The 23804-nt window shown below is 67.8% G+C and carries 23 protein-coding genes; 12 read left to right on the plus strand and 11 right to left on the minus strand.

Going from position 1 to position 23804, the window contains the following annotated elements; translation table 11 throughout:
- Position 1: 1 nt before the first annotated feature.
- From rnc to HV742_RS01310, 4 genes are read left to right on the plus strand one after another with little or no spacing between them, the layout of a single operon-like run.
- Entirely contained in the window at positions 2-763 is a 762-nt protein-coding gene (gene rnc, locus HV742_RS01295) for a ribonuclease III (RefSeq protein ID WP_049072173.1), read from the plus strand.
- A complete protein-coding gene (gene era / locus HV742_RS01300; RefSeq protein ID WP_006393488.1) occupies positions 760-1650 on the plus strand; it encodes a GTPase Era in 891 nt (296 codons plus the stop codon). Before rnc ends, era begins: the two co-directional genes overlap by 4 nt.
- Positions 1643-2230 carry a DNA repair protein RecO gene (gene recO / locus HV742_RS01305; RefSeq protein WP_006393489.1) on the plus strand — a complete coding sequence of 196 codons (588 nt, stop codon included), beginning with the start codon at positions 1643-1645 and terminating at the stop codon, positions 2228-2230. Before era ends, recO begins: the two co-directional genes overlap by 8 nt.
- 18 nt (positions 2231-2248) lie before the next feature.
- Complete coding sequence (locus tag HV742_RS01310; protein WP_175144317.1) at positions 2249-3166, plus strand: LysR substrate-binding domain-containing protein; 918 nt, start codon at positions 2249-2251, stop codon at positions 3164-3166.
- Positions 3167-3199: 33 nt separating this feature from the next.
- Here HV742_RS01310 and HV742_RS01315 read toward each other — a convergent pair whose 3' ends face one another.
- The 9 genes from HV742_RS01315 to HV742_RS01355 all read right to left on the minus strand — a co-directional run bounded on the left by HV742_RS01315 (position 3200) and on the right by HV742_RS01355 (position 12197).
- Positions 3200-4297, minus strand: a complete 1098-nt coding sequence (locus HV742_RS01315) for a pyridoxal-phosphate dependent enzyme (protein WP_175144318.1) — start codon at positions 4295-4297, stop codon at positions 3200-3202.
- A gap of 3 nt (positions 4298-4300) precedes the next feature.
- Positions 4301-5278: a M14 family metallopeptidase gene (locus tag HV742_RS01320; RefSeq protein ID WP_175144319.1), complete on the minus strand. Its 978-nt coding sequence runs from the start codon at positions 5276-5278 to the stop codon at positions 4301-4303.
- A 31-nt stretch (positions 5279-5309) separates the two neighbouring features.
- Complete coding sequence (locus HV742_RS01325; RefSeq protein WP_175144320.1) at positions 5310-6272, minus strand: Bug family tripartite tricarboxylate transporter substrate binding protein; 963 nt, start codon at positions 6270-6272, stop codon at positions 5310-5312.
- Between the two features lie 90 nt (positions 6273-6362).
- A complete protein-coding gene (locus HV742_RS01330; protein ID WP_068950195.1) occupies positions 6363-7646 on the minus strand; it encodes an NTP/NDP exchange transporter in 1284 nt (427 codons plus the stop codon).
- 4 nt (positions 7647-7650) lie between these two features.
- Positions 7651-8568, minus strand: coding sequence for an aldo/keto reductase (locus tag HV742_RS01335; protein WP_175144321.1), 918 nt, complete (start codon positions 8566-8568; stop codon positions 7651-7653).
- A 67-nt stretch (positions 8569-8635) separates the two neighbouring features.
- Positions 8636-9346, minus strand: a complete 711-nt coding sequence (locus tag HV742_RS01340; RefSeq protein ID WP_006393496.1) for a Bax inhibitor-1/YccA family protein — start codon at positions 9344-9346, stop codon at positions 8636-8638.
- Between the two features lie 150 nt (positions 9347-9496).
- A complete protein-coding gene (locus HV742_RS32180; RefSeq protein WP_254600902.1) occupies positions 9497-10153 on the minus strand; it encodes a hypothetical protein in 657 nt (218 codons plus the stop codon).
- Between the two features lie 60 nt (positions 10154-10213).
- Positions 10214-10669, minus strand: a complete 456-nt coding sequence (locus HV742_RS01350) for a DNA polymerase III subunit chi (protein ID WP_049072187.1) — start codon at positions 10667-10669, stop codon at positions 10214-10216.
- Positions 10670-10691: 22 nt separating this feature from the next.
- On the minus strand, positions 10692-12197 hold the full coding sequence (locus HV742_RS01355) for a leucyl aminopeptidase (RefSeq protein ID WP_175144322.1): 1506 nt from the start codon (positions 12195-12197) through the stop codon (positions 10692-10694).
- Between the two features lie 55 nt (positions 12198-12252).
- On the opposite strand from HV742_RS01355, the gene lptF reads away from it, so the two are divergent.
- A complete protein-coding gene (gene lptF, locus HV742_RS01360) occupies positions 12253-13353 on the plus strand; it encodes an LPS export ABC transporter permease LptF (protein WP_054416769.1) in 1101 nt (366 codons plus the stop codon).
- Between the two features lie 120 nt (positions 13354-13473).
- Here the strand turns inward: lptF and HV742_RS01365 are convergent, their stop codons facing one another.
- Positions 13474-14394, minus strand: coding sequence for a LysR family transcriptional regulator (locus HV742_RS01365; protein ID WP_049072197.1), 921 nt, complete (start codon positions 14392-14394; stop codon positions 13474-13476).
- Between the two features lie 171 nt (positions 14395-14565).
- Here HV742_RS01365 and HV742_RS01370 point away from each other — a divergent pair, with 171 nt between their 5' ends.
- The 4 genes from HV742_RS01370 (at position 14566) to HV742_RS01385 (ending at position 18967) form a co-directional block, all read left to right on the plus strand.
- Positions 14566-15783 carry an ABC transporter substrate-binding protein gene (locus HV742_RS01370; RefSeq protein WP_049072200.1) on the plus strand — a complete coding sequence of 406 codons (1218 nt, stop codon included), beginning with the start codon at positions 14566-14568 and terminating at the stop codon, positions 15781-15783.
- Between the two features lie 97 nt (positions 15784-15880).
- Positions 15881-17374: a CoA-acylating methylmalonate-semialdehyde dehydrogenase gene (locus tag HV742_RS01375; RefSeq protein ID WP_049072202.1), complete on the plus strand. Its 1494-nt coding sequence runs from the start codon at positions 15881-15883 to the stop codon at positions 17372-17374.
- 93 nt (positions 17375-17467) lie between these two features.
- Entirely contained in the window at positions 17468-18412 is a 945-nt protein-coding gene (locus HV742_RS01380; RefSeq protein WP_049072204.1) for a CysB family HTH-type transcriptional regulator, read from the plus strand.
- Positions 18413-18637: 225 nt separating this feature from the next.
- A complete protein-coding gene (locus HV742_RS01385) occupies positions 18638-18967 on the plus strand; it encodes a DUF2325 domain-containing protein (RefSeq protein WP_006389316.1) in 330 nt (109 codons plus the stop codon).
- Positions 18968-19172: 205 nt separating this feature from the next.
- Here the strand turns inward: HV742_RS01385 and HV742_RS01390 are convergent, their stop codons facing one another.
- On the minus strand, positions 19173-19832 hold the full coding sequence (locus HV742_RS01390) for a C40 family peptidase (protein WP_049072205.1): 660 nt from the start codon (positions 19830-19832) through the stop codon (positions 19173-19175).
- Positions 19833-20145: 313 nt separating this feature from the next.
- Here HV742_RS01390 and HV742_RS01395 point away from each other — a divergent pair, with 313 nt between their 5' ends.
- The 3 genes from HV742_RS01395 to HV742_RS01405 are packed head-to-tail and all read left to right on the plus strand — an operon-like array spanning position 20146 to position 23776.
- Complete coding sequence (locus HV742_RS01395) at positions 20146-22035, plus strand: propionate--CoA ligase (protein WP_054416770.1); 1890 nt, start codon at positions 20146-20148, stop codon at positions 22033-22035.
- Complete coding sequence (locus HV742_RS01400; RefSeq protein ID WP_054416771.1) at positions 22032-22439, plus strand: heme-binding protein; 408 nt, start codon at positions 22032-22034, stop codon at positions 22437-22439. Before HV742_RS01395 ends, HV742_RS01400 begins: the two co-directional genes overlap by 4 nt.
- Positions 22436-23776 carry an MFS transporter gene (locus tag HV742_RS01405; protein ID WP_054416774.1) on the plus strand — a complete coding sequence of 447 codons (1341 nt, stop codon included), beginning with the start codon at positions 22436-22438 and terminating at the stop codon, positions 23774-23776. The genes HV742_RS01400 and HV742_RS01405 overlap by 4 nt, the downstream gene beginning before the upstream one ends.
- Positions 23777-23804: the final 28 nt, after the last annotated feature.

Consider the following 23804-nt stretch of genomic DNA (forward strand, 5'->3'; position numbering starts at 1 on the left):
TATGTCGCTAGCCACGCTAGAAAACCGGCTGGATCATCACTTCGGTGATCCAGCACTGCTTGAACAGGCGCTGACCCACCGCAGCCATGGTGCGCGCCACAACGAGCGCCTGGAGTTCCTCGGGGATTCCGTGCTCAACTTCGTCGTCGCGGCGATGCTGTTCGAGCGTTACGCGAAAATCGACGAGGGCGATCTGTCACGCCTGCGCGCCAACCTGGTCAAGCAGGCTTCGCTGGCGGACATCGCCCAGCGCCTGGAGCTGTCCCAATACCTGCGCCTGGGCGAAGGCGAACTGAAGAGCGGCGGTTTCCGCCGGCCGTCGATCCTGGCCGATACGGTCGAAGCCCTGTTCGGCGCGGTGTTCCTGGACGCTGGTTTCGACGCTGCCCGCCGCGTGATCGTGCGCCAGTACCAGCCGGTGCTGGCCTCGGTCGACCCCAAGACCCTGGGCAAGGACGCCAAGACCTTGCTGCAGGAATTCCTGCAAGGCCGCAAGCTGGCCTTGCCCGTGTACACCGTGGTGGCCACGCACGGCGCCGCCCACAGCCAGCAGTTCGAGGTCGAATGCGCCATTCCGGCGCTCGAGATCAAGGTGAACGCGCCCGGCGCCAGCCGCCGCGCGGCCGAGCAGTCGGCCGCCAAGCTGGCGCTGGAGGCGGCGCAGGCCATCAGCCCGGCGTCCAAGGCCGCCCGCAAGTCGGGCAAGGCGCGCAAGACCGCGCAGTTGTCGCTGCCCGTGGCAGTGTCCCAAGAGACTAAATGAGCGATACCCCTTTCCGTACCGGTTTCGTGGCCATCGTCGGCCGCCCCAATGTGGGCAAGTCCACGCTGACGAACGCGCTGATCGGTTCCAAGATCTCCATCGTGTCGCGCAAGGCGCAGACCACGCGCCACCGCATCCACGGGGTGCTGACGCGCGACCACGAACAGTTTGTGTTCGTCGATACGCCGGGCTTCCAGACGCGCCACGGCGGCGCCATGAACCGCATGATGAACCGCGTCGTGACGCAGGCGCTGGCCGACGTCGACGTGGTGGTGCACGTGGTCGAGGCCGGCAAGTGGTCGGAAGGCGACGCCAAGCTGCTGCCGCTGCTGCCGGCGCCGGAACGCACCATCCTGGTCGTCAGCAAGATCGACGCGCTGAAGAACCGCGACGAGTTGTTCGCGTTCGTCTCAAAGATCATGGCGCTGCATCCGTTCGGCGCCGTGGTGCCGGTCAGCGCCACCAAGAACCAGCAGCTCGACCAGCTGCTGCAGGAAATCGCGGCGCGGCTGCCGGAAGGCGAGCCGATGTTCGAGGAAGACACCCTGACCGACCGGCCGATGCGCTTCATCGCCGCGGAACTGGTGCGCGAGAAGATCTTCCGCCTGGTCGGCGACGAACTGCCCTACGGCTGTACGGTCGTGATCGAGCAGTGGGAAGAGACCGACAAGGGCGCGCGCATCGCCGCCTGCGTCGTGGTGGAGCGCGACAGCCACAAGCCGATCCTGCTGGGCACCGGCGGCATGCACATGAAGCGCATCGCCTCCGAGGCGCGGCAGGACATCGCCAAGCTGCTGGACAAGCCGGTGCACCTGGAGATCTACATCAAGGTGCGCAAGGGCTGGTCCGACCGCGAGAGTGCGCTGCGCGACCTGGGCTATGAGTAGACGGGCGCCTCGCGTCCAGGATCGCCCGGGATACATGCTCCACGCCACCGCGTGGCGCGAGACGTCCCTCATCGTTCAGACTTTCTCGCGCGACCACGGCTGTGTGGCCATGGTCGCCAAGGGCGCCAAGCGCCCGTATTCCGTGCTGCGTCCGGTGTTGTCGGCGTTCCAGCCGCTGCTGCTGTCGTGGACCGGCAACGGCGAGGTCAAGACCCTGACCCGCGCCGAGATCATGGGCGTGCGCGCCCTGAGCGGCACCGCGCTGATGTCGGCGTGGTACATGAATGAACTGCTGCTGCGGCTGCTGCCGCGCGAGGATGCCCATCCGCTGCTGTTCGACGCCTACGACATGGCGCTGCAGCAGCTGTCGGGCGGCACGCGCGCGGCGGGCGCCTTGCGCCGCTTCGAATGGACGCTGCTGCGCGAGACCGGCTACGGCGTCGATGAGGCCGAACCCGATTTCGACGACCCTGTCATCGAGCCGGCGCTACGCCGCGACCTGCGCGAACGCCTGGCCGAGAACCTGGCCGGCCGGCCCCTGGCCACGCGCCGGGTGCTGATGGACCTGCAGCGTATCTGAACCCGCGGGGCGCCGGCCATGACCTTCACGCTCAAGCAGGTCGAGACGTTCCGCACCGTCTATGAAACGGAAAGCGTGACCGCCGCGGCCCGGCGGCTCGATGTGTCGCCGGCCACGGTCAGCGCCACGCTGGCCGCGCTCGAGGCCAGCATCGAATTGCGGCTGTTCGAGCGCGTGCGCCAGCGCATGCAGCGCACGCCCGAGGCCACGCTGCTGTACGAGGAAATCCGCCGTTTGAACGTCGGCCTGGAAAGCCTGGGCCGCAAGATCCGCGCGATCCGCGGCGCGGCCCAGCCGCGCCTGCGCATCGGCTGCATCCATGCCTACAGCGGGGCGATCGTCAACGCTACCATCGCGCGCTTTCGCGAGCGTTATCCGGACACGCCCCTGTATCTGCAGATCCGCGATTCGAACACGCTGCGCGACATGGTGGTGTCGGGCGAACTCGATCTGGCTGCCGTGGCCGATGAGTCGGAACTGGAGGGCCTGCGCGGCCACCGCCTGGCCAGCCTGCGGGCCGTGACGGTGTTCCCGGGCGGTCATCCGCTGGCGCGCCTGGAGCAGGTCAGCCTGGCGCAACTGGCCGAGGTGGACGTGATCGCCCTGAATGCCGAGGATGCCTCGCGCCAGCGGCTGGACGCGCTGGTGCTGCAGGCCGGCCTCGGCCTGCGCGTCGCGATCGAGACGCCGTACTCGAGCACGGTGTGCCAGCTGGCGCTGGCCGGCCATGGCGTCGGCATCGCCAACCCCGCCACCGCGGTGGGGCTGGAAGCCGCGGGCTTGTGCCACCGGCCGCTGGCGGCGCCGGTGCATTTCGAATGCCACATGATCCTGCATGGCAGCCGGCCGCTGTCGGAGGCTGGCAAGTACTGGGCGACCTGCCTGCGCGCGGCGTTGGCGCCGTTGGTGGAACGCTACGGCGTCAAGCGCGGCTGACGGGCGCGCGGCCCGCGCAGCCGTTGCCGCCGCCTAGCCGCGGCGGCCGTCCGCCGTCAGGATCAGCACCACCGACGATTCCGCATCCAGCTGGCCGGCGCGGCGCAACCGCGTGACCGCCGCCAGCGCGGCGGCCGACGACAGCTCCGTAGCCAGTCCAAGGCGCTCCAGCCGCTGCTGCGCCTGGGCGGCGGCGGCATCGGAGACCTCGACCGGCGAGCCGCCTGAGCGCGTCAGCGCCTCCAGCGATTGCAGCGTGACCGTGCCGCCGGCGATCGAGTACTGGTCGGTGGCCCCTTCCCACAGGCCGCGCGCATCGCCCGCGGCGCGCGCCCGCGACAGGCGGGCGTACGGCTCGACCGCATGCAGCCGTGGCAGCCGGGGGATGCGGCCGGCGCGCAGCAATTGCTGCCAGCCCAGCAGAATGCCCCACAGCAGGTCGCCGCGCGCGGTCGGCACGACGATGTCGGTGGGCAGGCCGCAGCGGTCGAACAATTCCTGTGCGATTGGCTTGTAGCCTTCGACGCCGTAGGGGTGTGTACCGACCGGCGGGTTGAGATAGTTGGTGCCAGCGAAAGCGCCCTGGTTGCGGCACAGGTCGGCGACATGGGGCCAGCGGCCCAGGCTGTCGTCGAACGCGGTCAGACGGGCGCCGAAGCGCTGCATGGCCTCGCGCTGCAGCGGCGGGCAGTTGCGGGTGATGGCGATGTCGGCCTGCAAACCGGCGGCGGCGCAATAGGCCGCCAGCGAGACGCCGGCGTTGCCGCTGGAAGCCGCGGCCACACGCGTGGCGCCGGCCAGCCGGGCGCGCGACACCAGTTGCGCGGCCATGCGGTCCTTGTGGCTGCCGGTGGGGTTGGCGCTCTCGCATTTGAGCCAGAGCCGGCCCACGCCCTCGGCCTGCGCCAGCGCGGGCGCGTCCAGGCAGGGCGTGGCGCCTTCACCCAGCGTGACGGGGTCCAGCACCGGCAGGTCGATTGCGTCGCCAGAGCCTGCGGCGTACTGGCATTCCAGCGACGCGGGATGGCCGGCCTCCAGGCAATGCGGGCAGCCTTCCGGGTAGTCGGCGGGCGGCAGGTGGCTGTCGCAGCGGATGCAGCGCAGGCCGGACAAGCGGGGGTTCATCAGCATGGGTCAGTACAACGAGGCAAGGGAGTCCAGGGGAAGGGCGGGTGCGACCTGCAGCAGGCAGTCGCCGTCGTCGCTGCGGGCGATGGCGCGCAGGCAGACGACGGTGCCGGCCTGCGGGCTGGCCAGGGCGCGCGCGGGCAGATCGGGGCGGGCGGGTTCTATGAGCTGGCCGATGGTCTGGCCGGCGGTCACGGTCTGGCCCAGATCGACGGCGGGGATGAACACGCCCGGTTCGCGGCTGAGCAGGGTGGCGGCCGGCGCGTCCAGGTCGTGCAGCAACGGGGCCGGCTGGCGTGGCGTGGCGGCGGCCAGCAGGCCCAGTTCGGCCAGGCAGCCGAGCAGGCCGTCGCGGCAGCGTTCCACCAGCGCGCGGGTGGTTTCGCCGCCGCCGCCGATTTCCGCGCTCAGGCGCAGCACGCCCAGGCGGCTGGCGGCGGCCGGCATCGAACCGGATTCGCCGCCGCGAAAGAAGACGCAATGCGGCATGCCGAAGGCGCGGGCCAGGGCCGGCAGGCGTTCATCATAGGGATCATCACCATAGCGCGTGACAACCGAAGACGGCAGATAGCGCAGCGACGCGCCGCCGCTGTGGACGTCCACCAGCGCCTGGATGCGCGGCAGCAGCCGCGCCTCCAGGGCGGCGGCCACGCTCTCGGTATAGCCGCGCGCCGGCGCGCCGAGGAAGGCGCGGTTCAGGTTGCCGCCGTCGGAGGGCGACAGGCGCGTGCCCGCCAGCGAGGCCTCGGCATTGGCGGCGGGCAGCAGGTAGACCGTGCCACGCTGCAGGACGCCCGGCAGCAGTTGCCAGAGCTGCAGGATGGCCGCCTGGCCTTCCCATTCGTCGCCATGCACGCCGGCCATCAGCGCCACGGCCGGCCCGGGGCCGGCCTCGATCTTCAGCACCGGGATGGTCACGCGCCGGTAGGCCGAGGCGTTGGTGGCGGCGGCGCAGCTGAAGTCTTCGCGGCTTACCTTGATCATGGCGTGGCTTCCGGTCGCGGGCGAGGGTGAATCAATCCAGCGTGGTGCCGGCGGCCTTGATGAGATTTTCCCATTTGGGCAGTTCCTTCTGGATCTGGGTCTGGACGTCGGCGGGCGCGCCGCCGAGCGGCTCCTGCGAGCGGCTGCGCAGTTCACGCGCGACGGGTTCCGCCCGCAACGCGGCGTTCATCGCCGCGTTCAGCCGCGCGATGACGGCGGGCGGCGTGCCGGCCGGCGCCACCAGCGCGCTCCAGGCCGATTGCTCGTAGTCGGGATAGCCTTGCTCGGCCACTGTCGGCACATCCGGGTTGGATGTCGCGCGGGCCTTGGTGGTGACTGCCAGCGCGCGCAGGCGGCCATCCTTCAGGTTGCCGATCAGGGGCGGCAGGTTCTCCATCATCGAATCGACGTGGCCGCCCAGCAGGTCGGCCAGTTGCGCGGCCGTGGCCTTGTAGGGAATCTGCCGCACCGCCGCGCCGGTCTGGGCGATGAACAGCTTGACGCCGACTTCGCTGGTGGTGCCGGGATCGGCCGACGTCATGGTCAGGCGGTCGGGCTGGGCGCGGCTGGCGTCGATGAAGCTCTTGAGATCGCGGTAGGGCGAGGCGGCGTTGACGACGATGACGTTGGGGGTTTCGGCCACCAGCCCGATCGGCGTGATGTCGCGGTCCAGGTCATAGAGCTGCTGCTTGAAGAGATAGCGATGCAGCACCAGCGTGCCGACGTGGGCGTAGCCGATGGTATAGCCGTCGGCCGCGGCGCGCACCAGCGCCTGGGTGCCGATGCGGCCGCCCGCGCCCACGCGGTTCTCGATGACTACCGGCTGGCCCAGCACGCGGCTCATTTCCTGGCCGACCAGGCGGGCGGTGATGTCGGCGTTGCCGCCGGCGGCGGCCGGCACGATCATCGTGATGGGCCGTTCCGGGTATTCGGCCAGCGCGGGCTGCGCGGTCAGGCAAAGCAACAGGGCGGCAAGGCTGGCGGAGCGTTTCATGACGGTTCCCGGGACGTTGAGGGCTGCGCTATTGTGCGGCGGCCGCGTCGGGATTCCGTTTGGTTTTATCAGATGGGTGTTTGGAAGAATCTAAGGTTGCGGCGGCTGGCGGTCGGCCTTGCGCCCCAGTCCGTAGCCGAGCGCCGCCGCAGCCAGCGCGCACAGCGCGCCCAGGAGGGCGATCAGCGCCACGCCGTGGCCCAGCGCGTCGACCCCGGCCTTGACCCAGCCGCTGGCCGCGTCGCCAGCGCGGTAGACCACGGTGTCGATGACGTTCTTGGTCTTGTATTTGTCCTCGGGCGAGACCGCGGTGAAAAGCATCTCGCGTCCCGGCTTGACCAGGGCGTATTCGCCGGCGCGTCGCAGGATCATGGCCACGGCCAGCACCGCGAACACCGGGTAGGCCGCCAGCGCCAGGAACGCCAGCGCCATGGCCAGCGGCACCGCCGCCATCAGGAATCGCACGCCCAGCCAGGCGGCGACGCGGCCGGTGAGGAATAGCTGCGACAGCAGCGCCAGGGCCTGCACGATGAAGTCCAGCGTGGCGAAGACGCGGATACGCTGCGCTCTGTCCGGGAAGGTCTCGGCCACCAGCCGCGCCTGCTCCATGTACAGGAAGGTGCTGAGCGTGGCCAGCAGCAGCACCAGCACGGCGATGCCCAGCAGGTAGGGCGACTGGAACACCCGCGACAGTCCGGCCAGCATGGCGCCCGGGATCGGGCGCGCCAGTTCGGCGGTCTCGGCCTCGGGGCGGGTCGCGGCGCGCCAGCGCAGCAGCCAGCGCTTGAGCGGCAGCGTCGCCGTCAGCAGCAGCGCCGACAACAGCAGCAGGCCCGCCGCGCCGAGCGTGCCCGCCAGCAGGCCGCCCAACAGGGGGCCACACAGTCCCCCGGCGCTGGCGCCGGCGGCGATGAAGGCGAACAGGCGCTTGGCCGACGCCATGCGGAAGACGTCGGCCATCAGGCTCCAGCCGAGCGAGACCACGAACAGGTTGAAGACCGACAACCACACGTAGAAGCTGCGCGCGGCCCAGACGCCATCGGGTTGCCAGTGGAACAGCGCCGCGTAGCCGGCCATGGTGGCGGCGAACACCGCGTAGGCCCAGGTCACCAGCGTGGCGCGCGGCACCCGGCCCGACAGCCAGCCGAACAGCGGCACCACCGCCAGCATGGCCAGGAAGGTGGCCGTGAACAGCCATTGCAACTGGTCGACGCCGGCCTGGATGCCCAGCGTCTCGCGGATCGGCCGCAGCATGAAATAGCCGCAGAACAGGAAAAAGAAGAAGGCGAAGCCGCAGGCGCCCGCCGCCACCTCGCCGGGTTGGATCCCCAGCGCTTGCGCCGCCCGCTGGCGCCAGGAGCCGGGGGCGCGCATGGCTTCAGCCCAGCAGGGCGGCGATGCGTTCGCGCAGCGCCGCGTCCGGTTGCGGACCGAAGCCGGCCCGCGCGTTGTCCACCATGTTGGCCGGCTTGGAGGTGGCGGGGATGACGGCGGTCACGGCGGGATGGCCGATGATGAATTTCAGGAACAACTGCGCCCATGAGGTGCACTCGATTTCACCGGCCAGGGCCGGCAGCGGCCTGTCCCGGACCTGGCGGAACAGCGCGCCGTCCTGGAATGGGCGGTTGATCAGCACCGCGACGCCGTTGGCCTGGCAGGCCGGCAGCAGGCGCTTTTCGGCATTGCGCGCGCCCACCGACAGATTGATCTGCAGGAAGTCGGGCTTTTCCTTCTCGACCAGCTCGGTCAGTTCGTCATGGGCGGCGTTGGTGTAGTGCGTGATGCCGAGGTAGCGCGTCACGCCCTGCTGCTTGAGGTCGCGCAGCAGCGCCAGCTGGTTGCGGGTGTCGATCAGGTTGTGGACCTGGATCAGATCGAGCTTCTGCGTGCGCAGCGCGCGCAGCGAGTTCTCGATCTGGCGCCGGGCCGCCTCGTGGCCCTGGGTGCTGATCTTGGTGGCCAGGAACACCAGCGCACGCCGGTCCGGCTCGCGCGCCAGCAGCGCGCCGGTGACGGCCTCGGCCTGTCCGTAGCTGGGGGCGGTGTCGATGAGCGAACCGCGCGCCTCCAGCAAGGCGTCCACGACCTGCGCCAGCGGCGCCATGGCGGCCGCGTCCGAGGGCGACACATTGAAGGTGTCGGCGGTGCCCAGGCCGATCACCGGCAGCATGTCGCCGGCGGCCCCGATCGGGCGGGTCAGCATCGGCCGCTGGAGGCTCAGGGCGCTTGCCGTCCAGGACTGGGCCAGCAGCGGCGCGCAGGCGGCGGCCTGCAGGAATCGACGGCGATCAGGCATGGCTCGCTCCAATGAAAAAGGGCCTGCATGGTTCATGCAGGCCCTTGCGACTGTGACAGCGGCGCGCTTACTCGCGGTTGCCGCCGAAGATGCCCAGCAGCATCAGCAGGTTCGAGAAGACGTTGTAGACGTCCAGGTAGATGGCCAGCGTGGCGGACACGTAGTTGGTTTCGCCGCCGTTCACGACGCGCTGCAGGTCGACCAGCATGAACGCCGAGAAGATCACGATGGCCAGCACCGAGATGGTCAGCATCAGCGCGGGCAGTTGCAGGAAGATGTTGGCCAGGGCCGCCACCAGGATCACGACGGCGCCGATGAACAGGAATTTCTGCAGGCCGGACAGGTCGCGCTTGATGGTGGTGGCCAGCGTGGCCATCGTGCCGAACACGATCGCCGTGCCGCCGAAGGCCGTCATCACCAGCTGCGAGCCGTTGCTGAAGCCCATCACGAAGCCGAGCAGGCGCGACAGCATTACGCCCATGAAGAACGTGAAGGCGAGCAGCAACACCACGCCCAGCGAGTTGTTCTTGTTCTTCTCGATGGCGAACATCATGCCGAAGGCGCCCACCAGGAACACGATGGCGGACAGGCCCGGGCTGGCGCCCATGACACGATTGATGCCGGTGTACAGGCCGACGGCCGCGCCCAATACGGTCGGGATCAGCGAGAGCGCCAGGAGCCAATAGGTGTTGCGCAGCACTTTGTTGCGCACGACCTCGCCCGGCGCGCCGGCGAGGGTGCCGGAACGGTTAAAGGGGGACGGACGGTATTCGTTCATGGAGGACTCCTGTGTACGGCAGAAATTGATTTGCCTAGAAGGCTTAGATGCCAAGGATACCTTACAGTTCCCTGAAGAATCCAGTTTTCGGAAGCATTAGCGCGCAGGGCGGGCAGGCATGACCCTGTTATGGGGATGGTCAAGCCGGTTTCAACCGGGCCTGACGTCCTGCATCACCCGCGCCACGATACGCGGCAGTTCCTCGTCCATGCGTGCCTGGATCTGTTCAATGGCGTCGGCCAGGGCCTGGCGCATGACCTGTTCGACTTCCGCCTGCAGGCGGGCGGCCAGCACCGAGGCCTGCGGCGATGCGGCGGCCGGGGCGGCTGGCGCGACCACCGCGGCGGGCGACGGCAGGGCGGGCGTATCGGTCGCTTCAGCCGGACGCGGCGCGTCGGCGCCGTGCCGGGCGACATCGGTCAGCAGCGGGAAGGCATCGTCATCCCGGGCGGCGTCGGTCAGCAACGGGAAGGCGTCGTCATCCCGGGCGGCGTCGGTCAGCAACGGGAAGGCATCGTCATCCCGGGCGACGTCGGTCAGCTGCGGGAAGGCGTCGTCATCCCGGGCGACGTCGGTCAGCAGCGGGAAGGCGTCGTCATCCCGGGCGACGTCCGTCAGCAACGGAAAGGCGTCGTCACGTCGAGCTATGTCGGTCAGCAGGGGGAAGGCGTCGCTGTCATGGGCGGATTCGCGCCCGCGCGCCACATCGGTCAGCGGCGCGATGTCCGGCGGCGTGGACGGCGACAGCGTCGGCTCGGCCCGCTGGGTCAAGGTGGGGATACCGGGGTCGGAAGGGCGGTGGGGCATGGGGGCTCCCGAGGGTCGAGATGGCGCCGCCGGGGGCGGCGCGGGAGGCGGAGAGGGCGGTCAGGCGCCCGGCTGCCGTTGGCTCAGGTCGTGGCTTTGCGGCGTGTGGCCGGCGCCCTGATAGACGCGCCAGCGCTGGCGCGCGGCCTGCTTGTCATCGGGATCGTCCGAGACGATCTCGAGCAGCCGCTCGAAGGTCTCGAAGCCCGGCGGGCAGTTGTCGTCGAGATTGAGCAGCCAGGGCGAAGGGCCGTCGCCGGCGGCCTGCGCCGCCTGCTGCGGATCGCCGGCGGTCAGGACGACGGGCGTCTCGGCCGCCAGCGGGTCATTGGCCAGCACATGCGGCACGAACGAGGTGTCGTCGAAGGCCCACAACATGCGATCGAAGGCCGCCAGGCGCGAGCCTTCTTTACAGTACACCACCAAGCGTTGCCCCGCCAGGTAGCGCTTGCGCACCACCTGGCAGGCCATGCGCAGGCGGTCGGGCGCGCCGAAGGCGAAGTCGATGCGCGTCATGCCGGTTTCCGTGCGTGCGGGGTCAAGCCTGGTCCAGCAGGAACTGCATCAGCAGCGGCACGGGACGGCCGGTGGCGCCCTTGTCCTTGCCGCTCTTCCAGGCGGTGCCGGCGATGTCCAGGTGGGCCCAGCGGTAGGCCTTGGTGAAACGCGACAGGAAGCAGGCGGCCGTGACGGCGCCGGCCGGGGGGCCGCCGATGTTGGCCAGGTCGGCGAAGTTGGACTTGAGCTGGTCCTGGTAGGCGTCATCCATCGGCATGCGCCAGGCGGTGTCCAGCGCCTGGCGACCGGCGGCCGACAGGGCCTCGGCCAGCGCGTCGTCCTTGGTGAACAGGCCTGTGTTGACGTGGCCCAGGGCCACCACGCAGGCGCCGGTCAGGGTGGCGATGTCGATCACGGTGGACGGCTTGAAGCGCTCGGCGTAGGTCAGCGCGTCGCACAGCACCAGGCGGCCTTCGGCGTCGGTGTTGAGGATCTCGATGGTCAGGCCGGCCATGCTGGTGACCACGTCGCCCGGCTTGTTGGCCTTGCCGCTCGGCAGGTTTTCGCAGGCCGGGATCAGGCCGATCACGTCCAGCGGCAGTTCCAGCTCGGCCAGGGCGCGGAACGAACCGAGCACGCTGGCGGCGCCGCACATGTCGTACTTCATTTCGTCCATGGTGGCGGCGGGCTTGAGCGAGATGCCGCCAGCGTCGAAGGTGATGCCCTTGCCGACCAGCACGATCGGGCCCTCGGATGCCTTGGCGCCCTTCTTGGCGGGCTTGCCGGCATGGCGCAGGACGATGAAGCGCAGCGCTTCCTCGGAGCCGCGCGCCACCGACAGGAACGAGCCCATGCCGAGCGCCTCGACCTGCTTGCGGTCCATGACCTCGACCTTGAGCGACTTGTATTCGCGCGCCAGGCGCTTGGCGGTGTCACCCAGGTAGGTGGGGGTGCAGATGTTGCCAGGCAGGTTGCCCAGTGTGCGGGTCAGTTCCATGCCGTTGGCGATGGCGGCGCCTTCGCGCAGGCCCTTCAGGACCTGGGCGGCGTCCGCGCGCTCGACGATCTGCACGATTTTCTTGAGCTTGGGACGGGCGTCGCGGTCGGGCTTGCCGAAGCTGGCGTCGTAGTGATAGGTGGCGCTGCCGGCGGCGATGGCGGCGCTGCGGGCGCGGGCAACCAGGGGCACGTCGGCGATCGGGTTGGCGACCAGCGTGGACACCCCTTCGGTCAGTTGGGCCGCGACGCAGGCGGCGGCGAAGGCCTGTTCGGCCGAGGCGTGGGCGCGGGCAGCGTATTCATCCTGCTTGCCCAGGCCCACCAGGACCACGCGCTGGGCCGCCACGCCCGGCAGGGAACGCAGCACCAGGGTGGAACCAGCGCGGCCGCGGAACTCGTTCTTGGCGACGGCGCGCACGGCGCCGTTGGAGGCGCGGTCGATCAGGTCGGCCGCGGGGCTCAACACGCCGTCGGCGTAGACCCCGACCGCCAGCGCGGCGGTTTTGATCTGGTGCAGGGAAGCGGTGGTCTGTGTGCTAAATTCCATGAGGGTTTCCCGTGTGCGTCTGTATGATGCGGTCGATTATCCCGCATATTCTCCCATGTCTCTATTCAAACGCTCTGTCGTCAGCGAGATCACCAGTCACGCTGGCGTTGTCTTTTCCACGTTGCTCATCGTATGGCTCAGCGTGCTGCTGGTGCGCCTGCTCGGTGAGGCGGCGGGCGGCAACATCGGGGCGGACGTCGTGCTCGTGCTGGCCGCGCTGTCCACCATCACGGCCCTGCCGACCATCCTGGCGGTGTCGGTCTTCATTGCGGTGCTGACCACGGTCACGCGCAATTACCGGGAATCCGAGATGGTGGTGTGGTTCGCCAGCGGCCTGTCGCTGGCGGACTGGCTCAAGCCGGTGCTGCGCGTCGCCATTCCCGTGGCCATCGCGGTGGCCGGGCTGACGCTGGTGGCCGCGCCCTGGGCCTATCGGCAGATCGGCGAATACCACGAACGCTTTGAACAGCGCTCCGATCTGTCCAAGGTCACGGCGGGCCAGTTCGCGGAATCGGCGGGCGGCAACCGCGTGTTCTTCGCCGAGGATCCGGCCAAGCCGACCGACGAACTGGGCAACGTGTTCGCGCGCGAGACCGGGCCGGAATGGCTCAGCGTCCTGACCGCCAGCAGCGCCCACAGCGAAACCCTGCCCAACGGCGACCGCTTCCTGGTGCTGGGCGAGGGCCATCGCTACGACCTGAAGCCAGGTACGCCCGAGATCCGCCTGGTGCACTTCGATAAATACGGGCTGCGTCTGGAAAGCAAGGGCGGCGACGACCCGGTCGCGTCCGCGCGCGCCGCCGCCGAACGCTCGGCCAAGGCGCGCACCACCCCGCAGCTGATGGCCGACAACACCACCAGCAGCTGGTCGCAGGTGATGTGGCGCATCTCGCTGCCGCTGGCTGCGCTGAACCTGGCGCTGCTGGCGATTCCGCTGGGCGCCGTCAACCCGCGCCTGGGACGTTCGGGCGACTTGCTGATCGCCGGTCTGGTGGGCCTGCTGTACATGAACCTGATCAACCTGTCGCGCGCCTGGATTTCCAACGGCAAGCTCAGTTTCGGCGTCGGCACCGTGGCGATCCACCTGGTGGTGGCCGCCTTCACGGCCTTCCTGTTGATGCGCCGCCTGCGCGTCAAGGCGCCCAAGAACAGCTAGCGGCTCGACCCGCGGCCCGCCCCAGGGACGCGGGGACATGCCGGACGGGCCGCCAGCCTCGGCGTCCCGCTGCCGGGCCTGGCCGTCGGCACGGCCTGACCCGCGCCGCCGCTGCCGGCTTCAGGGCAGGTATTTCATCGTGCCGCGCTTGCCGGCCAGCAGGTCGGCGTTCTTCAGCACCGACTTGCGGATGAACTCCCACAGCACCGTCACGCGCTTGAGCTTGCGCAGGTCTTCGTGGCAGTACATCCAGAACGAGCGGGTGATCTCCACTTCCTTTTCCAGCACCGGCTTGAGCCTGGGGTCCTGCGCCGCGATGAAGCAGGGCAGGATGGCCAGCGACTGGCCCTGCAGCGCCGCATGGTATTGCGCCACCACGCTGGTGCTGCGCAACACCACCCGGCTGGCCGGCAACAGGTCTTCCAGGTAGCGCAGGCGTTCGCTGAACAGCAATTCGTCGACATAGCCGATGAAGCTGTGGCCGGCCAGGTCGGCGCGGCCGCGGATCGGCGGATGGCGCGCCAGGTACTCGGGCGTGCCGTACAGGCGCAGCGTGTAGTCGCACAGCTTGCTGCACACGTAGGGCCCGCGCTGGGGCCGTTCGATTGTGATGGCCAGGTCGGCCTCGCGCTTGGACAGGCTGACGAAGCGCGGCACCGGCAGGATGTCCAGCGTGATGTGCGGATAGCGCCGCTGGAAATCGGCCGCCAGCGGCGTCAGCACGTAGCTGCCGAAACCTTCGGTGGCGCCGATGCGCAGGTGGCCGGACAGCGCCTGGCCGATCCCGGACAGCGTCTCGCGGGCGCTGTGCACCGTGCTCTCCATCTGCTCCGCGTGTACGAACAGGCGCTGGCCGTCCTCGGTCAGCACGAAGCCGGCGCTGCGCGATTTCTCGAACAGCAGCGTGTCCAGTTCGGCTTCCAGGGCGCGGATACGGCGCGAGACCGTGGTGTGTTCGACGCCCAGCTTGCGCGCCGCGGCGCTGACGCGCTGGGTTCGCGCGACCTCCAGGAAATACCGCAGGCTGTCCCAATCCAGCATGTTTTTCGTCCCCGCATTGATTGTGCATTGATGCACAAGGAATGTGCATTTCTGGTGTTGCTTGTTGATTTTCACACATCTACACTGGGTCGGCAGCCCTGGGGGTAATGCTCCGGGAGCCGCGGGTCGCGAAGACGGCCCCATAACGCATAAAACTCAGGAGACAAATCCATGGAATTGCACGCACGCGGGCTGGCCGCAGGCTTGTGTCTGGGCGCAGCGCTGTTGGGCCAGGCGTACGCGGCGGATAAACCGCCGGTGAAGATCGGCATCCTGACCGACATGTCGGGCACCTACGCCGGCATGGGCGGGCCCGGTTCGGTGGCGGCGGCGCAATTGGCTATCGACGATTGCCTGGCGGCCGAGTGCAAGGGCATGAAGATCGAGCTGGTATCGGCCGACAACCAGAACAAGGCCGATGTGGGCGCGGCCAAGGCGCGTGAATGGTTCGATCGCGACGGCGTCACCGCCATCGCCGACCTGACCAATTCGGCCGTGGCGCTGGCGGTGCAGGGCATCGCGCGCGAAAAGAACAAGGTCGTGATGTTCTCCGGCCCGGCCACCACGGCGCTGACCAACAAGGAATGCTCGCCGGTCGGATTCCACTGGATGTTCGACACCTATTCGCAGTCCGCCGGCGGCGCCAAGGCCACGGTCAGGGCGGGCGGCAAGTCCTGGTACTTCATCACCGTCGACTACGCCTTCGGCCATTCGCTCGAGGCCGACACGGCCAAGGCGGTCAAGGCGCTGGGCGGCACCGTCGCCGGCAGCGTGCGGCATCCGTTGAACGCGCCGGACTTCGCCTCCTATCTGCTGCAGGCGCAAAGCTCCAAGGCGCAGGTCGTGGCCTTGGCCAACGGCGGCCAGGATACCGTCAACGCGGTCAAGCAGGCGCGCGAGTTCGGCATCGTGGCCGGCGGCCAGCGCCTGGTGTCGCTGCTGATCTTCCTGTCGGACCTGCGCGCGCTGGGGCTGGAGAGCGCCCAGGGCCTGTCGTACGTGGACGGCTTCTACTGGGATTACGACGACGCCACGCGCCAGTGGTCGACCCGCTTCGAGAAGGCCTTCCGCGGCCTGAAGCCGACCATGACGCAGGCCGGCGTGTACTCCAGCGTGCTGCACTACCTGCGTTCGGTGGCGGCCTCGGGCAGCACCGACGGCAAGGTGGTGGCCGACAAGATGCGCGAACTGCCGATCAAGGACCCGATCATGCGCAACGCTTCGATCCGCCCCGACGGCCGCGTGATCCACGACATGTATCTGTACGAAGTGAAAAAGCCGTCCGAGTCCAAGGGCGGCTGGGACTATTCCAAGCTGGTGGCCACCATTCCGGCGGCCGAGGCCTTCCAGCCGCTGGCCGATTCGGCCTGCCCGCTGGTGCAGAAGTAAGGCGCGGCGCGCCGCCAGGGCTCGCCCGGCGGCGCGCGCGCGAGATCCAAGAACGCGGAATCCATCCGCATCGACTATGCAGTGTGAGGAGCATCAAATGAGTGAAGTCCCCCGCGTTCCGCTATTGATCGGCGGCAAGCTCGTGCAGTCCAAGACCACCGAATGGCGCGACGTGATCAACCCCGCCACCCAGGAAGTCGTGGCCAAGGTGCCGTTCGCCACGCGCGCGGAACTGGACGAGGCCATCGCCAATTCCAAGGAAGCCTTCAAGACCTGGCGCAACAGCGGCCAGGGCGCGCGCATGCGCGTCATGCTGAAGTTCCAGGAACTGCTGCGCGCCAACACCGCCAAGCTGGCCGAGATGATCACCCGCGAGCATGGCAAGACCCTGCCCGACGCCGAAGGCGAAGTCGGCCGCGGCCTGGAAGTGGTCGAGCACGCCTGCTCGATCGCCAATCTGCAACTGGGCGAGTACGCCGAGAACGCCGCTTCGGGCATCGACGTCTACACGCTGATCCAGCCGCTGGGCGTGTGCGCGGGCATCACCGCGTTCAACTTCCCGGTGATGCTGCCGTGCTTCATGTTCCCGATCGCGGTGGCCTGCGGCAATACCTTCGTGCTCAAGCCGTCCGAGCAGGACCCGAGCTCGTCGCTGTTCCTGGCGCAGCTGGCGCTGGAAGCCGGCCTGCCGCCGGGCGTGCTGAACGTGGTGCATGGTGGTCCGGAAACGGCCAACGGGCTGTGCGAGCATCCCGACATCAAGGCCGTGTCGTTCATTGGTTCGACCCGCGTCGGCACCGAGATCTACAACCGTGCTTCGGCGGCCGGCAAGCGTTGCCAGTCGATGATGGGCGCCAAGAACCACTGCGTGATCCTGCCGGACGCCGATCCGGAAGTGGCGCTGAACCAGTTGCTGGGCGCGGCATTCGGCGCGGCCGGCCAGCGCTGCATGGCCTCGTCGGTGGCCGTGCTGGTGGGCGAAGCCCGCAACTGGCTGCCCGATTTCGTTGAGCGCGCCAAGAAACTCAAGGTCAATTCGGGCATGGACCGCGCCGCCGACCTGGGCCCGCTGGTCTCGCCGAACGCCAAGAAGCGCGTCGAAAGCCTGATCCAGAAGGGCGTGGACGAAGGCGCCAAGCTGCTGCTGGACGGCCGCAACCTGAAGGTCTCCGGCTTCGAGCAGGGCAACTTCGTCGGCCCGACCGTGTTCGATGGCGTGACCGAGAACATGACCATCTACACCGAGGAAATCTTCGGTCCGGTGCTGTGCGTGGTCGGCGCGGAAACGCTGGAAGAGGCGGTGGAATTCATCAACCGCAACCCCAACGGCAACGGCGTTGCCCTGTTCACGCAGGACGGCGGCGCGGCGCGTTACTTCCAGAACAACATCGACGTCGGCCAGGTCGGCATCAACGTGCCGATCCCCGTGCCGGTGGCGTGGTTCAGTTTCACCGGTTCGCGCGGCTCCAAGCTGGGCGACCTGGGCCCCAACGGCAAGCAGGCGGTGCAGTTCTGGACCCAGACCAAGACCGTCACGGCGCGCTGGTCGGCCCATGCCAAGACCGTGAACACCACGATCTCGATGCGCTGAAAGAGGGACGCCTTGTCCTAAGCTTATATTAATAAGTTATATAACAAGGCGTCTTTATTACTTATAATTGGCCCGTCTATCAGGGGCCAATTCATGAACCTGCAGCAATTTCGTTTTGTGCGCGAAACCATCCGGCGCGACTTCAACCTGACCGAAGCCGCCCGGATGCTCTATACCTCACAGCCGGGCGTATCCAAGGCCATCATCGAATTCGAGGATGAGCTCGGGATCAAGATCTTCGAACGCCACGGCAAGCGCATCAAAGGGCTGACCAAGCCCGGCCTGGCCGTGTCGCAGGTGATCGACCGCATCATGCGCGAGGTCGACAATCTGAAGAAGGTCAGCGACGAATTCGCCCGCCGCGATGAAGGCGGCCTGGTGATCGCCTGCACCCACACCCAGGCGCGCTACCTGCTGCCGCGCGTGATCCCGGCGTTCCGCAAGCAGTTCCCCAAGGTACACCTGTCGCTGGCCGAAGGCAGCCCGGCGCAGTTGGCCGAGATGGTGCTGCACGAGCAGGCCGACCTGGCGCTGGCGACCGAGTCGCTGGCATTGACGCCCGGCCTGGCGACCCTGCCGGTCTATGCCTGGGAGCACACCGTGGTGGTGCGGCCGGACCATCCGTTGGCCGAATTGACTTCCAGCGCCGCCAAGCGCCTGTCGCTGGCGCAGCTGGCGGAATACCCCATCGTGACCTATGACCGCGCCTTTACCGGCCGCAGCACGATCGACGAGGTCTTCGCCAATCAGGGCATCCACCCGGACATCGTCCTCGAAGCCATCGACGCCGACGTGATCAAGACCTACGTGGACGTGGGCCTGGGCATCGGCATCATCGCCGGGGTGGCCTACGATCCGCGACGGGATTCGAGCCTGGTCGGGCTGCCCGTGGGGCATCTGTTCGGCACCCACACCACGCGCGTCGGCGTCAAGGCCGGCGTGTTCCTGCGCGACTACGTGTACACCTTCCTGGAAATGCTGGCCCCGTCCCTGACCCGCGCGGTCGTGACCGAGGCGGTGCAGGGCGTGCCGAAATAAGCGCGGCGGCGTGTCGAGCCAAGGCGGTTCTTCGTTCGGGAGACCGCCTTTTTTCTTGCCCGTTGTCCGCCCAGGGCGCGGGGAAGCGCGGAGAAAGGGGCCGCTCGCTATCCCTTTCCATGAGCTCATAAAAATAATTAAATAAGAACTGATCTCATTTGAGTTGACTAAAAAATAGGAATCATTATCATTACATCCAGTCTCAACGACCCAGTGAGGTTCAACATGACGGCAGGATTGAGTGCAGTGGTAGTGGGGGCCGACAGGCTCGGCAACATCCCGGATCTGCTCAAAGGACACAACATTTCGATCACGCACCACATCAGTGGCCGTGATCCCTCGCATCAGAAGAAGACGTTGCAGCTGCCCTCGGGCACCCAGCTGGTCATCCTGTTGACCGACTTCCTGGGGCATAACGTCATGAAGACCTTCCGCAACGCGGCGCAGCGCGGCGGTATCCGGGTCGTGGCTTGTCGCCGTTCGGTGTGCAGCATGCAGCAGGCCCTGCAGCAATGCGGCCTGTGCGCGGGCGCCGCCGGAGCCGCGGTCCACTGACATCGTGCCGAGCCGCCACCAACACTGAAAACTGGGGAGGCCGAACAGGCCTGCGGCCCCGCGCCGCGAAGAGGAATGAAAAACGCCGCCGGACTGGCAAGTCCGGCGGCGTTTTGCTGTCTGGATCAGGCCGCGCGGCGGCGTGCGCGGGTCGTGCCGTTCGGACGATGGCGCCGGCCAGGCCGGCCGGTCAGAATGGCAGGAATCAGTTGGCCGCGCGGGCCGTGGCCACCAGGCTGGTGTCGATGCGGCGGGCACCGTTGTAGCGCTTGGACCAGTACGCCATGGTCATGTTTTCGACGCGCACCACGCCGCCAGAGCTGGGAGAGTGCACGAAGCGGTCGTCGCCCAGATAGATGCCGACATGCGAATAGCGGCGGCCCATGGTGTTGAAGAAGACCAGATCGCCGGCCTTGAGCTCGTTCTTGTCGATGGACACGCCCTGTTGTGCGATTTCGGCGGCGTTGCGGGGCAGTTTCAGGCCCAGCGAGCGTTCGGCGGTGTAGGCCACCAGGCCGCTGCAATCGAAACCGGTATCGGGGGAGTTGCCGCCGAAGCGGTAGCGGATGCCCAGGTAGTTCAGGGCTTCGCTGACCATGGCGTTGTCGCTGTTGACACCGCTGTGGCTGCGCTGGCGTTCACGCTTGAATTTCTGCACCACCAGCATGCCGATGGGGTCATCGGCGGTGGCGACCCATTCCGTCTCGTACGGATCGATCTCGGACGTATAGGCGGTGGACTTTTGATTGGTGCTTGCACAACCCGCCAGACCCGCGACGCACGCCGCCAGCGCCAGCAAACGCAGACCGCGGTTTGCCTGGCCAGAGGATGAATTCAGTCGCGCGCTTTTGGAGTGTCGATGCATTCGCCTGGGGAAGGTTGCCGCCTGTTTCGCATTTTCCGGGTAATAAAGCGTCAAAAACGCTAAAAAACACCTGAATAGCGGGAATCAAGCAGCGAACCAACTGATATGTTGTCTACAACTTGCGGGGGATTCTACCAAACTTTTAAGACTGGTTCGTTACTGTAACCAGCCCGGCGCCCGTGCGGCGTAGACGCGTGGCAGAATTTTTTGACTTGCGGCAAGCCTGGTGCAAGGTTTGCCTACCAAAATGACCGAAGGATTCAAAAAGAAAGCAATCAGCCTTAAGGCGTATGCACAATAACAGGAGACAAAAATGCAAAAAACCCGGGATTTCCATTACCGCTCGGTACACGACCGGGAGGCCTTCTGGCGCGAGCAGGCCGACCGCGTGCATTGGGAGACGCCGTTCGAGTCGGTCCTGGATTTTTCCCGGCCGCCGTTCGCCAAGTGGTTCGTGGGCGGCAGGACCAACCTCTGTTACAACGCCGTCGACCGCTGGCTGCCGACCCAGGCGGACAAGCCGGCCCTGATCTGGGTCTCGACCGAGGTCGAGCGCGAACGTGTCTATACCCGCCAGGACGTCTATGAAGAGGTGAATGCGGCCGCGGCCATGCTGCAGGACCTGGGCGTGGGGCGCGGCGACCGCGTGCTGCTGTACATGCCGATGGTGCCCGAGGCGGTCTTCACCATGCTGGCCTGCGCGCGCATCGGCGCGGTGCACTCGGTGGTGTTCGGCGGCTTTGCCTCGGTCAACCTGGCGCAGCGCATCGATGATGCCGCGCCCAAGGTGGTGGTATGCACCGACGGCGGCTCGCGCGCGGGCAAGGTGGTGCCGTACAAACCCTTGTTGGACCGGGCGCTGGGGTTGTGCAAGACGCCGCCGGCTTCCGTGGTGGTGTTCGACCGCGGCCTGGCGCCGTTCGAGCCGGTGCCCGGGCGCGACCTGGACTACGCCACGCTGCGCGCCGCCCAGCGCGGCGCCCGCGTGCCGGTGGCCTGGCTGGAGTCGTCCGAACCCAGCTACATCCTGTACACGTCCGGCACCACCGGCAAACCCAAGGGCGTGCAGCGCGACACCGGCGGTTACGCGGTGGCGCTGGCTTCGTCGATGGAGTACCTGTTCGACGGCAAGGCCGGCGATACGTTCTTCTGCACCAGCGACATCGGCTGGGTGGTGGGGCACTCCTATATTGTGTATGGCCCGCTGATCGGCGGCCAGGCGACCGTGCTGTACGAAGGCACGCCGGTGCGGCCGGACGGGGCCATCCTGTGGAAGCTGGTGGAACAGTTCGGCGTCAACACATTGTTTTCGGCGCCGACGGCGGTGCGGGTGCTCAAGCGCCAGGATCCGGCCATGCTGCGCAAGCATGATCTGTCTTCGCTGCGGGCGGTGTACCTGGCCGGCGAACCGCTGGATGAACCCACCGCGCAGTGGATTTCCGAAGGGCTGGGCAAGCCCATCATCGACAACTATTGGCAGACCGAGTCCGGCTGGCCGATCCTGTCGGCACAGCCGGGCGTGGAAAAGGTGCCGACCCGTTTCGGCAGTCCGTCGTTCCCGGTCTATGGCTTCGATGCGCGCATCGTCAGCGAGTCCAGCGGCGAGGACCTGGGCCCCGACCAGAAGGGCGTGGTAGCCATCGTGCCGCCGCTGCCGCCGGGCGCCATGTCGACCATATGGGGCGACGACGCGCGCTTCGTGCAGACCTACTTCACGTCGATCCCGGGCCGCCAGGTGTATTCCACCTTCGATTGGGGCCTGGTCGACGCGGATGGGTACTGGTTCATCCTGGGCCGCACCGACGACGTGATCAACGTGGCCGGCCACCGCCTGGGCACGCGCGAGATCGAGGAGTCGGTCAACAGCCACAGCGGCATCGCCGAGTGCGCGGTGGTGGGCGTGGCCGATGCACTCAAGGGGCAGGTGGCGATGGCCTTCGCCGTGCTGAAGAATCCGGCCACGGCGGAGACGCCGGAGGGCGCAAAGCAGCTGGAAGCGGATATCATGCGGCTGGTGGAAGATCAGCTGGGCGCGGTGGCGCGACCGGCCCGGATCCGGTTCGTGGGCGCCTTGCCCAAGACCCGCTCGGGCAAGGTGTTGCGCCGCGCCATTGTCGCGGTATGCGAAGGCCGTGATCCCGGCGACCTGACCACCATCGAAGACCCCACCGCCCTGGAACAGATCAAGGAGTCGCTGCAATGAATACCAAACCCGTGCTGAGCGCCGAAGACGTCAAGAAAATCCTGGCCGCGGCCGAAGCACACGCCCTGCAGAACAAGTGGGCCGTCACCATCGCCGTGTCGGACGATGGCGGCCACCTGCTGGGCATGCTGCGGCTGGACGACGCCGCGCCCATTTCCTCGCACATCGCGCCGGCCAAGGCCAAGACCGCGGCCCTGGGGCGCCGCGAATCGCGCGTCTACGAAGAGATCATCAACAATGGCCGCTATTCCTTCCTGTCGGCGCCGCTGATCGAAGGCATGCTGGAAGGCGGCGTGCCGATCGTGGCCAACGGCCAGGTGGTGGGCGCGGTCGGCGTGTCGGGCGTGAAGTCCACCGAAGACGCCCAGATCGCCCAGGCTGGCATCGCCGCGCTGGGCCTGTGAGCCAGGAAACGCCGCGGCAGGCGCCCGATGGCGCCGCCGTCTCCGCCGGCGGGGCGGCGGACAGGAGTCCGCTGAACCCCGGCGTGGCCAAGCGCGAAGTCTGGGCCTGGGCCATGTACGACTTCGCCAATTCCGGCTACACCACCGTGATCCTCACGGCGGTGTTCAGCACCTATTTCGTCGGCGTGGTCGGCGGCCGCGCGCCGTGGGCCACGCTGGCCTGGACCGCGGCGCTGTCGCTGTCCTATCTGCTTATCATGCTGACGATGCCCACGCTGGGGGCGCGAGCCGACGCCCGCGCCGGCAAGCGGCGCCTGCTGTACAGCAGCACCATCGGCTGCGTGGCCGCCACGCTGGTGTTGACCCAGGCGGGGCCGGGCGACGTATGGCTGGCGCTGGCCGCCATCGTCATCTCTAATTACTGTTATTGCGTCGGCGAGTCCGTGGTGGCGGCGTTCCTGCCCGAGTTGGCCAAGCCCTCCGCGCTGGGCCGGGTATCGGGTTGGGGCTGGAGCTTCGGTTACTGCGGCGGCATGCTCACGCTGGGCCTGTCGCTGGTGGTGGTGAAGCTGGCCGAGGCCGACGGGCTCGACGCCGAGCATTTCGTGCCGCGTGTCATCCTGGTGACCTGTGCGGTGTTCGCGCTGGCGGCGCTGCCGTCGTTCTTCATATTGCGCGAGCGCGCGCGGCCTTCCGGCGAGCCGCAAGCGGCGCTGGCGATGCTCAAGCGCCTGGCCTATGCCTGGCGCGAGACCGGCCAGCATTTTCCCGAGTTCCGCCGCCTGCTGATGTGCATCGCCTGCTATCAGGCCGGCATTTCGGTGGTGATCACGCTTGCGGCGGTGTATGCCTCGGAGGTCATGGGTTTCACCACGCCGCAGATCATGCTGTTGGTGTTCACCGTCAACATCGGCGCCGCGGCCGGCGCGTTCTCGTTCGGCTATGTGCAGGACCGCATCGGCCACAAGCCGGCGCTGGCGATCACGCTGTGCGGCTGGATCCTGATGGTGCTGGTGGCCTACGCCGCGGTGACGGCGCCGGTGTTCTGGGTGGCCGCGACGCTGGCCGGCCTGTGCATGGGCACGACGCAGAGCGCGGGCCGCGCCATGACCGGCGCGCTGGCGCCGGCCGGACGCCTGGCCGAATTCTTTTCGCTGTGGACATTCGCGGTGCAACTGGCCGCGGTCATTGGCCCGCTGACCTACGGCCTGGTGACCTGGGCCACGCATGGCAACCACCGCCTGGCCATCCTGGTCACCGGGCTGTTCTTTGTCGGCGGCCTGATCCTGCTGTCGCGCGTGGACATGGCGCGCGGCCTGGCGCGCCGCGCCGCCTGACGGCGCGGGTGTTCGCCGCAACTGATAT

It is taken from the genome of Achromobacter ruhlandii (genome assembly GCF_902859695.1).
GTDB classification, from domain to species: Bacteria; Pseudomonadota; Gammaproteobacteria; order Burkholderiales; family Burkholderiaceae_B; genus Achromobacter; species Achromobacter ruhlandii.